General features: G+C 70.8%; 11 protein-coding genes and 1 riboswitch. Of the genes, 6 read left to right on the forward strand and 5 right to left on the reverse strand.

Annotation, left to right across the window (positions count from 1 at the left end):
* Window positions 1-9: 9 nt before the first annotated feature.
* A complete protein-coding gene (locus tag QF035_RS48615; RefSeq protein WP_307531935.1) occupies window positions 10-1,338 on the reverse strand; it encodes a glycoside hydrolase family 43 protein in 1,329 nt (442 codons plus the stop codon).
* Window positions 1,339-1,530: 192 nt separating this feature from the next.
* Window positions 1,531-2,676, reverse strand: coding sequence for a right-handed parallel beta-helix repeat-containing protein (locus QF035_RS48620; protein WP_373467027.1), 1,146 nt, complete (start codon window positions 2,674-2,676; stop codon window positions 1,531-1,533).
* A 277-nt stretch (window positions 2,677-2,953) separates the two neighbouring features.
* Between QF035_RS48620 and QF035_RS48625 the strand changes: the two genes are divergently transcribed.
* Window positions 2,954-3,346: a ferredoxin gene (locus tag QF035_RS48625; RefSeq protein WP_307528790.1), complete on the forward strand. Its 393-nt coding sequence runs from the start codon at window positions 2,954-2,956 to the stop codon at window positions 3,344-3,346.
* 73 nt (window positions 3,347-3,419) lie between these two features.
* Here QF035_RS48625 and QF035_RS48630 read toward each other — a convergent pair whose 3' ends face one another.
* Complete coding sequence (locus tag QF035_RS48630; RefSeq protein ID WP_307528791.1) at window positions 3,420-4,046, reverse strand: histidine phosphatase family protein; 627 nt, start codon at window positions 4,044-4,046, stop codon at window positions 3,420-3,422.
* 111 nt (window positions 4,047-4,157) lie between these two features.
* Window positions 4,158-4,317: riboswitch (cobalamin riboswitch) on the forward strand.
* A gap of 37 nt (window positions 4,318-4,354) precedes the next feature.
* On the opposite strand from QF035_RS48630, the gene QF035_RS48635 reads away from it, so the two are divergent.
* The 3 genes from QF035_RS48635 (at window position 4,355) to QF035_RS48645 (ending at window position 6,767) form a co-directional block, all read left to right on the forward strand.
* Window positions 4,355-4,579, forward strand: coding sequence for a CbtB domain-containing protein (locus QF035_RS48635; RefSeq protein WP_055611616.1), 225 nt, complete (start codon window positions 4,355-4,357; stop codon window positions 4,577-4,579).
* A gap of 29 nt (window positions 4,580-4,608) precedes the next feature.
* Window positions 4,609-5,379 carry a CbtA family protein gene (locus QF035_RS48640; RefSeq protein WP_307528793.1) on the forward strand — a complete coding sequence of 257 codons (771 nt, stop codon included), beginning with the start codon at window positions 4,609-4,611 and terminating at the stop codon, window positions 5,377-5,379.
* Between the two features lie 197 nt (window positions 5,380-5,576).
* Complete coding sequence (locus tag QF035_RS48645; protein WP_307528794.1) at window positions 5,577-6,767, forward strand: acyl-CoA dehydrogenase family protein; 1,191 nt, start codon at window positions 5,577-5,579, stop codon at window positions 6,765-6,767.
* 171 nt (window positions 6,768-6,938) lie between these two features.
* Here the strand turns inward: QF035_RS48645 and QF035_RS48650 are convergent, their stop codons facing one another.
* Window positions 6,939-8,183 (reverse strand): MFS transporter, encoded by a 1,245-nt coding sequence (locus tag QF035_RS48650; protein WP_307528796.1) that lies wholly within the window; start codon window positions 8,181-8,183, stop codon window positions 6,939-6,941.
* A gap of 535 nt (window positions 8,184-8,718) precedes the next feature.
* On the opposite strand from QF035_RS48650, the gene QF035_RS48655 reads away from it, so the two are divergent.
* Both QF035_RS48655 and QF035_RS48660 read left to right on the forward strand, forming a co-directional pair.
* Window positions 8,719-10,944 carry a serine/threonine-protein kinase gene (locus tag QF035_RS48655; protein WP_307528798.1) on the forward strand — a complete coding sequence of 742 codons (2,226 nt, stop codon included), beginning with the start codon at window positions 8,719-8,721 and terminating at the stop codon, window positions 10,942-10,944.
* Window positions 10,945-11,133: 189 nt separating this feature from the next.
* Window positions 11,134-12,699: a phytoene desaturase family protein gene (locus QF035_RS48660; protein ID WP_307528800.1), complete on the forward strand. Its 1,566-nt coding sequence runs from the start codon at window positions 11,134-11,136 to the stop codon at window positions 12,697-12,699.
* Window positions 12,700-12,770: 71 nt separating this feature from the next.
* On the opposite strand, the gene QF035_RS48665 is transcribed toward QF035_RS48660, so the two are convergent.
* On the reverse strand, window positions 12,771-14,558 hold the full coding sequence (locus tag QF035_RS48665) for a serine hydrolase (RefSeq protein WP_307528801.1): 1,788 nt from the start codon (window positions 14,556-14,558) through the stop codon (window positions 12,771-12,773).
* Window positions 14,559-14,738: the final 180 nt, after the last annotated feature.

Genomic DNA, 14,738 nt, shown 5'->3' on the forward strand with positions numbered 1-14,738 from the left:
ACGTCGGATTCAGAAGGGCGTCACCGCCACGAACGAACTGTCCTGGCGGAACAGGTCCGTGCCGTTCGACGGGTCGACGCGGAGTTGGTAGTTGTAGTGGCGCAGGTAGTAGCCGGGGTAGTTGTACGACTCCAGGCGTACGGAGGTGCCGGTGCGGGCGATGAAGGTGGCGTCCCTGGCGAACGTCGACGAGCCGTCGTTCGCGTCGAAGCGGCCCCGGAAGTCCCAGTGCCGCAGGTAGTTGCCGGCCGCGTTGCGGAACGAGTAGCCGTTCGCGTCGGCGAGGCCCGCCACGATCGTGAAGGTGGACGCCTGTTTCTCCGCGGTCGTGCTGGAACTGGTCAGCACGGGGAGGTTGAGCAGGGCGGACTGCTCCTGCCAGTAGCGGGTGGTGAAGTTGCCCGACTGGAGGTAGCGGGTCACGCCCGTCGGCAGGGTCACGCCGCCGGACACCGTCTCCTTCAGCACTGTGAAGTGGCGTGCCGTCCCCGAGATGGACGGCAGTGCCTTCGGCGCGCTCCAGGTGGCGAAGGTGTCGTAGCTGTCGCTGTAGTAGTAGCTGCCGTCGCCGTATCCGTCGAAGAAGATCCGCCATGCTCCGTTGTCGAGCTGTATCAGCGCGGAGCCCTCCCGAGTGCCGCCCCAGCCCGCCCAGTTCCCCGTCCTGCTGATCGTGTACGGGCCGGCGAGCGCGGTGCTGGTGGCGTACTCGATGTACTTGGACGTCTCGTTCTTCGTGAAGGCGTGGTACGTCGAGCCGATCTTCACGATGAACGTGTCGATGTGGTTGGCGCCGATGCCGGACAGCGCCACCGGTGAAGTCCAGGCGGTGAGCGCGGAGTTGGTGGCCTTGAGCAGATACGGGGTGAAGATCCACTCGTTGCTGGTCACCGAGCAGGACACGATGATGTTCACGCTGCCGTCGCTGTCGACGAACCACTCCGGTGCCCAGGCGCGCGACAGGTTCGCGATCGGCACGGTGTAGTCGTACAGGAAGGTCCAGTTGCTGCGGTCCGAGCTGCGGGCGAAGCCGATGGTGGTGCTGGTGTCCTGCCAGGTGTGCGTGGTGTAGGTGATGTAGTAGTAGCCGTCGGTGTGCTTGAAGACGCTGGCGTCGCGGATGCGGCCCGCGGGCGGCGTGTACGCGGACGCCTTGAGGAGCCGGAAGTCCGTCGCGTCGTCCGACTGGTAGACGTTCACCGTGCCGTCGTTGCTGTTGAGGAACGGCACGATGGTGTAGCGGGTGGCCGATCCGCGGGGCGGCGCCGCTGCGGAGGCCGTGCCGAGCAGGCCGGGTAGTCCGCCCACGACGAGCGCCGAGACCGGCAGCGCGGCCATCGCCCGCAACAGGCTCCGGCGGGAGGGCGCGAAGGGGCCCGAAGCGCCGGTCGCGTCGGCGGAGGTGACGGGTCTGTAGGGGTTTTCTGGCGTGATCATGTGCGGCTCTCCTCGCTGGGACTGCTCTGGTGCTGCTGGTTGTGCCAGTCCCGTGGGCCCCGGGGTCGTCCGTCCCGGGGCCCACGGGGTGGTTCAGAAGCGGGCTCCGACGGCCGCGCCGTTCTTCGGGACGAGCAGGTCCCGGGCAGGCGGCAGGGAGCCGTCGGTCGAACGCGGTCCTGTGATGGCGCCCGTGTTCGTGCTCACGACCGACGAGTCGTTCCAAGTCCCGCCCAGATCCCATGAGTTGCCCGTGGACGTGGTGCCGGAGCCGAGTGCCGCGGGCCGCGCGTCCGCGACGGACAGGTTGGCCGTGAGGACCGCCTTTCCGCCCGAGCCGTCGGCGTCGAAGCCCGTGCCCGTGTTGCGGAACGTGGTGGTGCGGCTGAGGGCGAGCGCGCCCGGATTGCCGTTGTCGGTGACTCCGTGCGCCGCGTTCCGGTACGCGAGCGAGTTGCGCAGGGTGTGGGCCACCGCCGGTGCCGGGCTCCCGCCGCCCAGCTTGAAGCCGTTGCCGTCGCCCGCGAAGTCCGGGAAGCTCCACCGGTTGAAGCCGTTGCCGTACGCGATCGTGTTCTCGACGACGATCGGCGAGGCGAACTTCCAGGCGTCGTAACCGTCGTCGACGTTGTTCCACAGCCGCGCGCCCCGCACGACGTTTCCGCTCCCGCTGCCCTCCTTGATGGCCAGCCCGTCCGCGCTCTCGCCGTTCTTGCGCGGGTCGCGGTTGCCGTAACTGTCCAGGTTCAGGATCTGGTTGCCCGCGGAGGCGCCCTGGAGCTGGAAGCCGGATTCGTAGTTGTCGTGGGTGGAGAGGCGGGAGAACACGTTGTTGTTGCAGCCGTCGCAGTAGAAGCCGTACGGCCCGTTGACGATCTCCAGACCGGAGACCCTCCAGTAGGAGGCCTCCTGGTGGACGGCCCCGCGCTCGGCACGAGGGATGCTGCCGCCGACCGGTGTGTGGCTGGCCGGGAGCTGTTCGCCGTCGATGACGACGCGCTCGCCCTGGTAGGAGCCGAGGGAGATCGGTTGCGTCGCCGTGCCCGAGGTGGTGATCGTGATGTTGTCGGTCAGGGCGTAAGTACCGCCCCGTACAAGGATGGTGTCGCCCGCCTTCGCCCTGTCGACGGCTTTCTGGACGGTCCGCAGCGGTTGGTCGAGAGTTCCGGCGGCCGAGTCGTTCCCGTTGACGGCCACGACGACGGTCGACGCCGCGGCTGCCGGGGTCGGTAGCACCATCGTCGCCAACACGGCACTCAACACTGTCCCGGTGAGCCTGCCCGCGATGCGCACGAGGCCTCCTTGTCTGCCGATCCGAAGGTTGTCGCGGGTGAGTGGTCGCACACACCGGGTTGGTTGCCGGGGTGTGCGCACCCGCCACGACGGATCGATATACCGAACGCAGTTCGGTAAACCGGTCAGAACGTAGAGTGCGGCCGTGACCACGTCAATAACTTCGACACGCTCAGCCACTTCTGGCTCCGCGGTCCGGTGCGCAGGCGGGTTTGGCCTGGCGATGCCCGGCTACCCGAACGGCGTGTCACTAACAGAGCAACAGGAACTCGTTCGTTTCCTCGAGGACCGGTTCGCCTGTGCGCAGGCCTGTACCGAGTGCGCACGGATCTGCGCCCTGCGCGCGAGCCTCGCCGAACTCGACGGCCCCGACGACCAGCAGGAGTTGAGGCGCAAGGGCATCCTCTGCGCGGAGGTCTGCGACGCGACCTGCCGCGCCCTGGCTGAGCAGACCACGCAGGCCGAGGCCGGGATGCGCGCCCAGGTGGAGTGGTGTCGTGCCGTCTGCCTGGAGACCGCCGATGTCTTCGACCGGAGCCGCGGTGCCGAGAAGGGCGCCGAGGCCTGCCGCGACTGCGCACGCGCCTGCACGGAGTTCCTCGCCCTGCTGAGGTGAGGCTCCGTGGAACGCCACCCGCTCCGAGGTGCCGGGTCCCGGAGAGCTGTTCAGGCGGGCGCCCGTCGGGGCCTCACTCTCCGAGGGCTCTCCCGACTCGTACATTCCAGCGCCCGGCCCGCCCGCTGAACTCCGTCACGACCAACGGCGGCACGTCGACACGCCAGAACGCCGAGTCCGGGGCCCCGAGCGTCCGCACCACCCCGGCGCGTACGATCTCCGGCTCGACGACGGCGATGATCCGCACGGAGCCTGCTCCTGAACCCTCGGCTGAGCCAGATCTTGAAGCCCCGGAACTCGGATCCGCCGCCGTCTCCAGCCACTTCGCGACGCGCTCGCACATCCCGGCCACCGACTCGCCGCCGTGCGGGGCGGACGACGGGTCCGTCAGCCAGCGCCCCACGGCCTCCGGCTCGTCGGCGCTCACCTCGGCGAGCGTGGCCCCGCGCCAGCGGCCCACGTCCAGGCCGGACAGCTCCGGCGGCTCGGTGACGGCGAGGGTGTCGAGCCCGAGGGCCGCCGCCGTCTCCCGGCAGCGAACGGTGGGCGAGACCAGGACCTGGTCGGCGGCCGGCAGCGAGCCCGCGGCGGCCTCGGCGAGCCGCAGCCCGGCCGGGTCCAGGGGGCATCCGTCGTCGAAACGTGCCTCCCGCAACGCCGCGCTCATCGCTGGTGAGATCAACATCACTCGGCTGGTCATCGGCCCGCCCTCGCGTTCCACACGTGCTCAACACCCCTGTCCGTACCGGGAATTGGGGGCGTGACCAGGGCACCGGCGCGCCCCCGGCATTCCGTGCGCCCTTGGCCGCGCCTCTGCTTCGCGGTACCTTCTCGTCGATATTGACGACGGTACGACGGAAGCCGGTGAGAATCCGGCACGGTCGCGCCACTGTAAGCCCCGCACAACCGCCCCCCGCCAGGGGAGGCGGAGGTCGAGCAAGTCAGACCCGTGGCCGTCGTCCTGTGCACCACCGAGATGGGACGCGAGTTCCCCCAGGAGGTCCTGCCATGGCGCAGTCCGCCGTCGCTCAGCCGACCGTAACCACCCCCGACGTACCCGCAAAGCTGCCGATCGGCGCGATCGCCCCCTGGGCGGTCTTCCTCGGCATCCTGATGCTGGTGCTGCTCTACTTCGTCGGCGCCGAACAGGGCGCCACCTCCCTGGTCTCCGGCGAAGGCGTGCACGAGTGGGTGCACGACGCCCGCCACCTGCTCGGCTTCCCCTGCCACTGACGGCGACAAAGAACCGACAGGACAACCCAATGAACTCCGTCACCGTCAGAAATCTCCTGGTGCGCGGCATGCTCGCGGGTCTTGCCGCGGGCGTGCTCGCCCTGGTCGTCGCCTACTTCCTGGGGGAACCCCGCGTGGACGAGGCCATCGCGTTCGAGGAGGCCCACGCCCACGAACACGGCGGCGAGGAACTCGTGACCCGTGCCATGCAGTCCACCGGCGGTCTGTCCACCGGCGTCCTCGTCTACGGGGTCGCGTTCGGCGGCATCGCCGCTCTCGCGTACTGCTTCGCGCTCGGCAGAATCGGCCGCTTCGGGCCGCGCGCGAGCGCGCTGCTGCTGGCGGGCGCCGGTCTGGTCGCGGTCTACCTGGTGCCGTTCCTCAAGTACCCGGCGAACCCGCCCGCCGTCGGCGACCCCGACACCCTCAACCAGCGCACCGCGCTGTTCCTCCTGATGATCGTGCTCAGCGTGCTGCTGGCCGTCGCCGCGGTGATCCTCGGCAAACGCCTCGCACCGCGCCTGGGCAACTGGAACGCCACGCTCGCCGCAGGCGGGTTCTTCGTCCTGGCCGTCGGCCTGGCGTACGCGTTCCTGCCGTCCTTCAACGAGGCGCCGGAAGGCTTCCCGGCGACCCTGCTGTGGCAGTACCGACTGGCGACCCTGGCCATCCAGGTGACCCTGTGGACCGCGTACGGCCTGGTCTTCGGGCTGCTCGCGGAGCGCGTGCTGGCTCCCAAGCCGGCCCGGGCCGAGGACGACAAGGCGGCCGAAGGACGGGCAACTCCCGTCGCGCACTGACCCGTTCAGACGCTGAGCGCTCACACACCGAAGGGCCCCTGGAGCACATTCCCGGGGCCCCTTCGTATGAGTGCGCATGAGTCCGTCCGTCAGGTGCGTACGTCACCGGCATTCCCAATTTCTGGAACACGTTCTACGGTGTGCGCCGTCAGGTCCGGGTGGCCGAACGAGCGGGCCAGTGGGAGCCAGGAGGCGCCGTGCATCTCGAATACACGCCGGAGCAGCAGCGGTTGCGCACCGAACTGCGCGCCTACTTCGCCGAGTTGGTCCCCGACGACGTGTACGCCCGCTACGGCGACCCGGCGGCGCAGAAGCGCTTCTACCGCGAGACCATCCGCCGGCTCGGTTCCGACGGCTGGCTCGGCGTGGGCTGGCCGAAGGAGTACGGCGGGCGCGGTCTGTCCCCGATGGAACAGTTCATCTTCTTCGACGAGGCCGCCCAGGCCGGTGTACCGCTGCCGCTGATGGCGCTCAACACGGTCGGGCCGACGATCATGCAGTTCGGTACCGACGAGCAGAAGGGGTACTTCCTGCCGAAGATCCTCTCCGGCGAGCTCGACTTCGCGATCGGCTACAGCGAACCCGACGCGGGCACGGACCTGGCCGCCCTGAAGACCAAGGCGGTCAGGGAGGGCGAGGAGGACACCGGCCACTACACGGTCAACGGCCAGAAGATCTGGACGACCAACGGCGACACCGCCGACTGGGTCTGGCTCGCCGTCCGCACCGACCCGGACGCCCCGCCGCACAAGGGCATCACCATGCTCCTCGTGCCGACCTCCGACCCCGGCTACTCCTGCACGATCATCAACACGCTCGCCTCGCACGACACCACCGCGAGCTACTACGAGAACATCCGCGTCCCCGCGTCCCGCCGGGTCGGCCAGGAGAACAAGGGCTGGCGGCTGATCACCAACCAGCTCAATCACGAGCGGGTCACCCTCGCCGCACACGGCACGATGGCCATCCGCGCGCTGCACGACGTACAGCGCTGGGCCATGGAGACCAAGCTCGCCGACGGCCGCCGCGTCGTCGACCTCCCCTGGGTGCGCCGCCGCCTCGCCCAGACCCACACGAAGCTCGACGCGATGAAACTCCTCAACTGGCAGATGGTGAACGCCGTCCAGGAGGGCACGCTCACCCCGCAGGACGCCTCCGCCGTCAAGGTGTACGGCTCCGAGGCCCGCCGGGACGCCTACGCCTGGCTCATGGAGGTCGTCGCCGTCGCCGGTGTCCTCAAGGAGGGCTCCGCGGGCGCCGTACTCCACGGCGAACTGGAGCGCGGCTACCGCTCGGCCGTTATCTTCACCTTCGGCGGCGGCAACAACGAGATCCAGCGCGAGATCATCTCGTGGATCGGTCTGGGGATGCCGAGGGTGCGGCGATAGCCCGAGGTGCCTGTTGATGTTGCTGGACATGAGTGGAGTGGGTCCCTTCTCCGCCCGCTGGGCATGGGTCTCGCACGTCGCGGCCTCGGCTTCGATCCGGGGCAACCGCGGGCGAGACGAGTCTCCGGCCGCGGCGCGTGTCGACGCATCGCCCATAAGCACGCACCCCGTTCAACCCTTCGGTGGAACGGCGCTCGTCGCGGCGTGCGGAGATCCGGTAGGCGCCGGGCCCGGCGGCCGGGTGAAATGGCGGGCGCAGGCGAGGAGAAGAACCGCCAGGGCGGCCGGTGCCGCGTAGGCGAGCCGGAAATCGCCGGTGGAGCCGAGGAGCCCGCTCACCGCCCCGCCGGTGACGACGCCCGCGTAGTTGAAGAGGTTCAGGCGGGCCAGGATCGCCTCCGAGGCGGCGGGGCGCAGTCGTGCGGCGGAGGCCAGACACAGCGGGGCCAGGACGGACGCCCCCAGGCCCACCGCGCCGGCCGCGAGTACGGCGAACGGCCAGCTGGGCGCGGCGGCCATGCCCGCCAGGGCGCCCGCGACCAACAGCGCGGCGATGCGGACGACGGCGACCGCTCCGATCCGCTGCACGAGGCGGTCGGTGGCCGCGCGGCCGACGACCGTGCCGGCCTGGTAGGCCGCGTACGCCATCGGCGCGACCGTGAGTGACGCGCTGAGGGTCTGGCGCAGGTAGACGGCCGACCAGGCCGAGACGGTGGAGTCCACGACGTAGACGACGAGGAGGACCAGGCCGAAGGGCAGGAGCCGGATCCACACGCGGCGCCCCAGGGGCGGCTCCGCCGGAGTGTCCGACGGCTCTTCGGAGGAGGCGGGCAGGGCGTGCGTGCGGATACAGAGGGCCAGGACGAGCAGGACGCCCGCCTGCAGGTTCAGTCCGTCCGCCACCGGCCACTCCAGCCGGGCCGCCCCGGCGGTGAGCAGGGCCGCGACGACGCCACCCACGCTCCACGCCGTGTAGAAGGAGCCGAAGACACTGCGGCCGTAGGCGCGTTCGATCGCCGCTGCCCGGGTGTTGCTCCCGACGTCGAGGGCGCCGACAGCGATCCCGAAGAGGATGTACGCGCAGCCGACCGCAGCCTTGCCGGGGGCCCACCCGATCAGCGTCAGCGCGGCGGCGGCCGTCAGCAGGGCTCCGCGCATCGTGGCCACGGGACCGGCGCGGCGGACCGCGGCCAGACCGAGGAAGCTGCCGCCCCCGGCCATCAGCGCCACCGTGACCATCAAGGCGGTCGTCAGCAGGGGAGCCAGTTTCAGATGTTCGGTGACGGCGGGGACGGTCGTGTACACGGCGGCGACGGACACACCTTGCGCGGCGAACGCGAGGGTCGCGACCCTTCGGGCGCCGGCCCTGGACGTGGGACGCCCGGCCTCCGCCCGGCCTGCGGCACTGAGGGACATGCCCAGACCGTAGCCACGCGCGGACGGGCGAACGCAGGGCGCCGGGGGCCGTGCAGGGGACTTCGGGGCCACCCCCGGCGACCGCTGATGCCCTGGGCGCGGGTCTGCCGGTCGTCACCTACGGGACGAACGAGACCGTTGAGAGACCCGGTGCGCGCGTGCGGAAGATTCACACGATGCTCACGGCGACCGACCCCGAGCCGGCCGCGGGGCCGGGACGCCGGACGTCGACGGCTACCTGCGGCGGCGGCTGGCGCAGGTGGCGTACGCCTCACTGCCGCCGTACGCCCATGAGTTGTACGGAAGATCCGTACGGTCACCCGGCACGGTGCCGCGGCAACCGCGACTCACCGGCACCGTGTGGCACTGCGTTCCCGCACGTCCATGTCGGCAACTGCCGCCCAAACACATTATCCGCGCGATGTCACGGCTCGGACCCGGCTCGCGCGTGGCCCCGTACAAAGTCGGACGACAGCTCGCCATACTGGACGGGCCAGGGGAGGGCGGGGCCGAACAACGGGGGCGATCGCAGCAGATGGGGGACACCAGGCTGATCCAGGGCCGGTACCGGTTGCTCGACCTGATCGGTCGAGGGGGGATGGGTGAGGTGTGGCGTGCCCGGGACGAGTCGCTGGGCAGACAGGTCGCCGTGAAGTGCCTCAAACCGTTGGGACAGCACCACGACAACTCGTTCACCCGTGTCCTGCGGGAGCGGTTTCGCCGCGAGGCGCGGGTGGCGGCGGCCCTCCAGCACCGCGGGGTGACCGTCGTCCACGACTTCGGTGAGTCGGACGGTGTGCTCTATCTGGTGATGGAGCTGCTGGACGGGCGCAACCTCAGTCAGCTCCTGGAGGACAACAAACAGCATCCGCTGCCCGTCGCCGACATCGTGGAGATCGGCGAGCAGGCGGCCGCCGCTCTGGCGTACACCCACCAACAGGGCATCGTGCACCGGGATCTGAAGCCCGCGAACATCATGCGGCTCGGCGACGGCACGGTGAAGATCTGCGACTTCGGCATAGCCCGCCTCGGGCACGACATCGGCTTCACCTCCAGACTCACCGGTACCGGCATCGCCATGGGCACCCCGCACTACATGTCGCCGGAGCAGATCGGCGGCGACCACGTCGACCACCGCAGTGACCTCTACTCCTTCGGCTGCGTGCTGTACGAGATCGCCACCGGGGCCCCGCCGTTCGACCTCGACGACGCGTGGGCGGTCCTGGTCGGCCACCGGGACACGGCTCCCGAGCCGCCGCGCCGCCATCGCGCCGAGCTCCCCGAGTTCCTGGACCGGATCATCCTGGACCTGCTGGCCAAGGAACCCGAGCAGCGGCCGCACGACGCCCGTGAGCTGGGCCGCCGCATCGGCGCGGGCCGCACGGCTCCGGCGTACGTGCCGACCGTGGTGTCGCCCCCGGTGCGGCCCGCGGCGCCCGAGCGGCCCGCCGCCCGCGAGGAGCGGCTTCCCTCCTGGACCCGCGGTATGACCACCGGCCACAAGGCGACGGGCGCGGGCCTGCGCACCACACCGCCCGACGCCGCCGCGGGCCTCACCGGCGACTGGATCGCCCGCACCGACACGCGCGGCACACAGGACCCGGGGACCGCCGAACGGCCCACACCGTCACCGGAGTTGGTCACCACCCTCACCGGCAGGCACAACGCGGGACTGAGCCTGGGGCGGCTCGGCCGCTGGGCGGAGGCGGGCGAGGTGCACCGCGCGGTCGCCGCCGAACGCGAACACGCCCTCGGCCCCGACCACCCCGACACGCTGGCCAGCCGCTACGAGGTCGGCTTCACCCTCAGCCGCACCGGCCGCCCCGCCGACGCGCTGCGCGAATACGGGCACGTGGCCCAGAACAGGGAGCACGTGTTCGGCCCCGACCACCCGGACACCCTGGCCGCCCGCCAGGAAATGGCCTATGTACTCGGCCAGTTGGGCCGCCACTTCGAAGCACATCAGGTCTACACGGCCGTACTGGCGGTCCGGGAACGCGCCATGGGGCCCGAGCACCCCGACACCCTGCGCTGCCGCCACAACCTCGCCTTCAACCTCAGCAGACTCGGGCGGCTGGAGGACTCGTACCGGATGGCGAGCGACGTGGCCGCGGCGCGCGCCCGGGTGCTCGGCGCGAACCATCCCGACACGCTCGTCACCCGGTACGAAGTCGCTTACGCACTCGGGCAGTTGGGCCGCTGGCCGGAGGCGCTGCAGACGTACCAGGAGGTCGCCGAGGCGCGGGCGCAGGCGCTCGGCCCCGACCATCCCGACACGCTCGCCGCGCGCTACGAGGTCGGCATCAGCCTCGGCCGGCTCGGGCGCAGCGCCCAGGCACTGGAGCTGTACCGCGCCCTGATCGACGACCGCACCCGCGTCCACGGTCCCGCCCACCCCGAGACCCTGCGCGCCCGGCACGGCCTCGGCGTCAACCTCGGCCGGCTCGGCCGGTGGGAGGAGGCCCTCGCCGAGTCCCGTGACGTGTGCGCGATCCGCGAGCGCGTGCTCGGCCCCGACCACCCGGACACCCTGGTCAGCCGGCGCGAGGTCGCCGTCGGGCTCGGCTGGCTCGGACGGTGGGCCGACGCGCTCACGGAGTACCGCCAGGTGGCCGCCGCGCGCGAGCGGGTGCTGGGCGGTGACCATCCCGACGCGCTGGCCAGCCGCAATGATGAAGCGCACTGTCTGGAGCAGTTGGGACGTGGTGCGGAGGCGGTGGAGTTGTATCGGAGGGTGGCGGCGTTGCGTCAACAGCGGTGACGCTCCGCTGGGGTGCGCCGGTTCGAGACGGGGGCTGCGCCCCCGAACCCCCGCCGCGGTCGTTTCTCGGCTGCGGATTGGTTGTGGCTGGGCGCGCAGTTCCCCGCGCCCCTGTAGGGCGCCGTCTGCTACTCGGCCAGCTGCCGACCAGGTCTGGCTGATCTGGATCATCGCGTGTTACCTAGAGACATGGGTGCATTCGAGGGATACCGGGAGCAGGACGTCGTCATTGTCGGCGGGGGACACAACGGTCTGGTCGCCGCTGCCTATCTGGCGCGGGCCGGGAAGTCCGTGCTGGTTCTGGAGCGGCTGGGAGTCACCGGCGGGGCGGCCGTGTCGACCCGGCCGTTCGCCGGTGTCGACGCCCAGCTGTCGCGGTACTCGTACCTGGTCAGCCTGCTGCCCCGGAAGATCGTGCGGGACCTCGGCCTGGACTTCCGGGTCCGCGGCCGCACGGTGTCCTCGTACACCCCCACCGAGCGTGACGGGCGGCCGACCGGACTGCTCGTCGGCGGTGGAGAACGGCGCACCCGGGAGGCCTTCGCCCGGCTGACCGGGTCGGCCGGCGAGTACCAGGCCTGGCAGCGCTTCTACGGGATGACCGGCCGCGTCGCCAAGAAGGTGTTCCCCACCCTCACCGAACCGCTGCCCACCCGTGACGAACTGCGCGGCCGCATCGACGACGACGAGGCCTGGCGGATCCTCTTCGAAGAGCCGCTCGGGGTGACCGTCGAGGACAACTTCAGCGACGATCTCGTACGCGGTGTCGTCCTCACCGACGCGCTCATCGGCACCTTCGCCGACGCCCACGACCCTTCCCTGCGGCAGAACCGCTGCTTCCTCTACCACGTGATCGGCGGCGGCACGGGAGCCTGGGACGTGCCGGTCGGCGGCATGGGCGCGCTCACCGACGCGATCGCCGGAGCCGCGCGCGCCGCGGGCGCGGTCGTCGCCACCGGCCACGAGGCGGTCCGCGTGCAGACCGATGGGCGGGCCGCCGAGGTCACGTACCGGACCGCGGAAGGAGAGCGGACGGTCTCGGCCCGGCACGTCCTCGTCAACGCCTCCCCGCAGGAACTCGCCCGGCTCACCGGTGACGAGCCGCCCGCCCCCGCCGAGGGCGCCCAGCTCAAGGTGAACATGCTGCTGAAGCGGCTGCCCCGGCTGCGCGACACGTCCGTCGATCCGCGCGAGGCGTTCTCCGGGACCTTCCACATCGCCGAGGGATACGAGCAGTTGGCGACCGCACACGCCCAGGCCGCGTCCGGTGCGCTGCCCGAAGCGCCGCCCTCCGAGATCTACTGCCACTCGCTCACCGATCCGACGATCCTCGGCCCGGACCTGGTGCAGCAGGGCTACCACACGCTCACACTCTTCGGCCTGCACACACCCGCCCGGCTCTTCGCCCACGACAACGACGGCGTACGGGAGGAACTGCTCAAGTCGACGCTCGCGCAACTGGACGCGCACCTCGCCGAACCGCTCGCCGACTGCCTGGCGACCGATGCGGACGGCCGTCCCTGCATCGAGGCCAAGACACCGCTCGACCTGGAGCGCGACCTGCGGCTGCCCGGCGGCAACATCTTCCACCGCGACCTCGCCTTCCCCTACGCGCAGGAGGGCACGGGCCGCTGGGGCGTGGAGACCGCACACGCGAACGTCCTGCTGTGCGGCGCGGGCGCGGTGCGCGGTGGCGGGGTGAGCGGAGTGCCGGGACACAACGCGGCCATGGCTGTGATGGAGGAGTCTCTGTGACCGCCAAGTAGCGCCCGGCGGCGACTCGTTCACACCGTCGCCGTCGCCGTCGCCGTCGCCGTCGCCGTCGGTCAGTCCTTGGCCGCCGTCCAGCCCACCGCCTCGATCCGTGCCGCGTCCGCGGGCCTGGCCTCGTCGAACACCACCCGGTCGCCGTCCGCGACCCGTTGCGCGTCCACGTACACGCCTCGGCCCACGTAGAGCCGGTCCGTCGCGTACCGCCAGCGCAGGACGAGTCGCCGGGCCTCGGGGAGTTCCGCGGAGAGCCGGTGCCAGGCCCGGCCCGACCAGCCGGTGACGGAACCGGCGGGATGATCCTGGGCGGCCTCGCCCTGCCGGACAGTGGTGAACGGCACCGGCAGCCACGTCGTGCCGCCGTCCGTCGAGGACTCCAGGAAGAGGGCGTCCGCCTGCGGTTCGGTGTCCCACCACAGGGCGCACCGCAGACGGCCTCCCGCGCCGAGGTCCAGCGCGGGCAGGGTCAGCGTGGCGGACGTGGCGGTCGCCATGCCGGAGAACCAGGCCGTACGTCCTCGCGCGGGCCGGACCGGCACTGCGCGGGCGAGGTTGTTGGCGGCGGCCACCCGTGGAGCGGAACCCGACCGCCAACTGCGCACGGGGTGGACGGAGTTGCCGAGCACGATGAGGAACGAGTCGGTCGTAGGGTCGAGGACGAGCGAGGTGCCGGTGAAGCCGGTGTGTCCCGCGGTGCGCGGTGTGGCCATCGCGCCCATGTACCAGTGCTGGTAGAGCTCGAAGCCGAGGCCGTGTTCATCGCCAGGGAAGGCCGTGTTGAAGTCGGTGAACATCAACTCCACGGACTCGGGCTCCAGGATGCGCGCCCTGCCGTACACACCGCCGTTGAGCAGCGCCCGGCCGAGGATCGCCAGGTCCCACGCGGTGGAGAAGACACCGGCGTGGCCCGCCACACCGCCGAGGCTGTACGCGTTCTCGTCGTGCACCTCGCCCCATACGAGGCCGCGGTCGAGCCCCGACCACGGTTTGCGGGCGTCCTCGGTGGCGGCGATCTTCGGCTTCCAGGAGGCGGGCGGGTTGAAGCGGGTGCGGCGCATCCCGAGCGGGTCGGTGATCTCGCTGCGCAGCAGGGTGTCCAGGGCGCGACCGGTGATCTTCTCCAGGACGAGCTGGAGCGAGATCAGATTGAGGTCCGAGTAGAGGTACCTGGTGCCCGGCGGGTTGAGCGGCGCCTCCTTCCAGATGAGCTGGAGCTTCTCCTCGTACGTCGGCGCGCTGTAGAGCGGGATCCAGGCGCGGAACCCCGAGGTGTGGGTGAGCAGTTGACGGATCGTGATGTCCTGCTTGCCCGCGCCGCCGAAGTCCGGGAGGTAGGAGGCGATCTTCCCCTCCAGCTCCAACTCGCCGCGCTCGATCTGCTGCACGGCGAGGATCGACGTGAACAGCTTCGACACCGACGCGAGGTCGAAGACCGTGTCCTTGGCCATCGCGATCTGCTGGTCGGCGGGGAACTCCACGGGGGTGTCGGTCTTCTCGCCGTACGCCGAGTAGCGCACCGCCTTCCCGATCGGGTGGTGCAGTGCGACCGTGCCGCCGCGCCCGGCGAGCAGCACGGCGCCCGCGTACCAGGGGTACTTGGGGGAGGGGCCGAGGAACGCCTCGGCGTCGGTGACGAGTTGGCGCAGCTGGGCGGGGAGCAGCCCGGCGCGTTCGGCGGAGCCGTGGCGCAGGGTCGGTCGGCCGTGGGCGTCGTCGTTGCTCGCGTCTGCGCCGGGCGCCGCCGACGCCGCGGGGAGGGGCGCGAGCATCAGCGCGCCGCCCAACGCCGTCAAACCCCGGCCCAGTTGACGACGGGTCGGCCCGCCGCCCGCTCTGTCCGTCATCGAGGAGCCTTCCGTTGAGACGCTGTGCCGCTGTGGCCGCCTGAAAGTATCTTTCCGAGTTCGCTGTGCTCGGTGAAACTTTTGTGTCAGACGGGGGGCGTGTCAACGGTGCCGTCCTGACCGGTCCCGGTTCGGGAAAATCCATGGAAACTGACGGTCCATCAGAAAAGGTCTTCCTTC

The organism is Streptomyces umbrinus (assembly GCF_030817415.1).
Taxonomy (GTDB): Bacteria; Actinomycetota; Actinomycetes; order Streptomycetales; family Streptomycetaceae; genus Streptomyces; species Streptomyces umbrinus_A.

Bases quoted from the DNA above. Each gene is read 5' to 3' on its own strand.
- QF035_RS48615 (WP_307531935.1), bottom strand. From the start codon at position 1,338: ATGGCCGCGCTGCCGGTCTCGGCGCTCGTCGTGGGCGGACTACCCGGC.
- QF035_RS48620 (WP_373467027.1), bottom strand. From the start codon at position 2,676: ATGGTGCTACCGACCCCGGCAGCCGCGGCGTCGACCGTCGTCGTGGCC.
- QF035_RS48625 (WP_307528790.1), top strand. From the start codon at position 2,954: ATGCCCGGCTACCCGAACGGCGTGTCACTAACAGAGCAACAGGAACTC.
- QF035_RS48630 (WP_307528791.1), bottom strand. From the start codon at position 4,046: ATGACCAGCCGAGTGATGTTGATCTCACCAGCGATGAGCGCGGCGTTG.
- QF035_RS48635 (WP_055611616.1), top strand. From the start codon at position 4,355: ATGGCGCAGTCCGCCGTCGCTCAGCCGACCGTAACCACCCCCGACGTA.
- QF035_RS48640 (WP_307528793.1), top strand. From the start codon at position 4,609: ATGAACTCCGTCACCGTCAGAAATCTCCTGGTGCGCGGCATGCTCGCG.
- QF035_RS48650 (WP_307528796.1), bottom strand. From the start codon at position 8,183: ATGTCCCTCAGTGCCGCAGGCCGGGCGGAGGCCGGGCGTCCCACGTCC.
- QF035_RS48655 (WP_307528798.1), top strand. From the start codon at position 8,719: ATGGGGGACACCAGGCTGATCCAGGGCCGGTACCGGTTGCTCGACCTG.
- QF035_RS48660 (WP_307528800.1), top strand. From the start codon at position 11,134: ATGGGTGCATTCGAGGGATACCGGGAGCAGGACGTCGTCATTGTCGGC.
- QF035_RS48665 (WP_307528801.1), bottom strand. From the start codon at position 14,558: ATGACGGACAGAGCGGGCGGCGGGCCGACCCGTCGTCAACTGGGCCGG.